The organism is Escherichia sp. TW14182 (genome assembly GCF_000208525.1).
GTDB classification, from domain to species: domain Bacteria; phylum Pseudomonadota; class Gammaproteobacteria; order Enterobacterales; family Enterobacteriaceae; genus Escherichia; species Escherichia ruysiae.
This window is the reverse complement of sequence record NZ_AEJZ01000209.1, coordinates 1-1,556: the sequence shown is the minus strand read 5'-3', so window position 1 is coordinate 1,556 and position 1,556 is coordinate 1. Positions and strand designations below refer to the sequence as shown.

Below are 1,556 nucleotides of genomic sequence, written 5' to 3'. Positions count from 1 at the left end.
ATCAGATACATCACAAAGAGGAAAATTGGCAGACCGAGGAATCGGTTGAGCACGATTTTATCTACTGCCGTGGTGAAACGGCTGGGTTCTGCCGTCAGGGTATTGCTCACCACATCGCAGATGGCAGCAATACACTGGTAACGCGCATCGGCAATGTGCAGCGCCGGATCGTCCATCTCATTACGCAGACGGGCGAGGGCCGCATCCAGATGCTGCGACGCTTCACCGGCGTAGGCGCGGCTGTAGATATCGCCTTCCAGCATTTGCAGACCCAGCCAGCGGCGATGTTTCAGCGGGATGTCTGACGGCATCACTTTCGCCAGCGCATCGGCTTCATTGATTAGCGGCTGTGCGTAATGCACCAGTTCTACATTCTCGTTGGCTTTATAGCGGTCAATTGCCAGTTTCAGGGCTTCAATACCGCGACCACGCGTGGAAACCAGCGGGATCACCGGGCAGCCAAGACGTGCCGACAGCGCATCAATTTCAATGCGAATATTTTGCTTCTCGGCAATGTCGAGCATGTTCAGCGCCACGATGCAGGGAATGCCGAGCTCCAGCAGTTGCAGCGTCAGGTACAGGTTACGCTCAAGGTTAGACGCATCCACCACGTTAATCAGCAGATCGGCGTCGCCACTCAAAATGTAGTGACAGGCGATTTGCTCATCAAGCGAAGTTTGCGATGAGATGGTGGTCAGAGAATAGGTGCCGGGCAGGTCAACCAGGGTGACCTGATGATCGGTGGTGGAGAACTGACCCTCTTTACGTTCGACGGTAACGCCAGCCCAGTTTCCTACACGCTGACGTGCGCCGGTGAGCTGGTTAAATAAGGTTGTCTTGCCAGAATTTGGATTACCAATTAAGCCAATGGTTAATTTTTTCATTGTTATTCTCACCGTATTAACAGGAAACCGCTTCCACTTCTAATAAGGCCAGATCTTTTTTGCGTAATACCAGGCTCACACGGCGAGTTTCGATATGAATGGGATCACCGAGTGGAGCGACGCGCACCACATTAAAAGAGGAGCCAGGTAACATGCCAAGAGAAAGCAGCTTCTGACGATATGCCGGGCTGATTTCACGGGAAAAGCCAGTGATTTTCCACGCAGTATCTGGAGTGTATTGCATAGGTGCCTACTTGTTTCTCATTAACTGGATAACTACCTCATGGGGCGTTTGACAGCGACATGAGACCAGATGATTTGCCAACGAAGGAGAGATTAAATAATCAACAGTACAATGATAATGAGAATGGTTTCTATCAGCAATACTTAAAATGTGTGCGAATGTTGGTTTAGATAATAATCTGACTCAATGTTGATATGGCTCAAGGTTATATCTGGGGCAAAATAAAATTCGAGTGACGAATTATTAGGGCGGCTTGATGTTTAATTAAGGTTTTAATTGTTAATGATGTGATAAATATTAGCGGAATATATTGTGGTTTTGGCTGTGGAATAAAAATACCGGAGCCAGGCAAGTGCACGGACGGTCCCCTCGCCCCATCGGGGAGAGGGCTAGGGAGAGGGGGGAAAGTTGTGCCTGTTTTGACCCGT

2 protein-coding genes are annotated in these 1,556 nt (G+C 49.4%); both read right to left on the bottom strand.

Features of this window, described 5'->3' with window-relative positions:
- Window positions 1-884: ferrous iron transport protein B (gene feoB / locus EQY_RS0116810; RefSeq protein WP_000737000.1), on the bottom strand; the 884-nt coding region annotated here is incomplete at its 3' end.
- Between the two features lie 16 nt (window positions 885-900).
- Window positions 901-1,128, bottom strand: coding sequence for a ferrous iron transporter A (gene feoA / locus EQY_RS0116805; RefSeq protein ID WP_001200455.1), 228 nt, complete (start codon window positions 1,126-1,128; stop codon window positions 901-903).
- Window positions 1,129-1,556 lie beyond the last annotated feature (428 nt).

Bases quoted from the DNA above. Each gene is read 5' to 3' on its own strand.
- feoA (WP_001200455.1), bottom strand. From the start codon at position 1,128: ATGCAATACACTCCAGATACTGCGTGGAAAATCACTGGCTTTTCCCGT.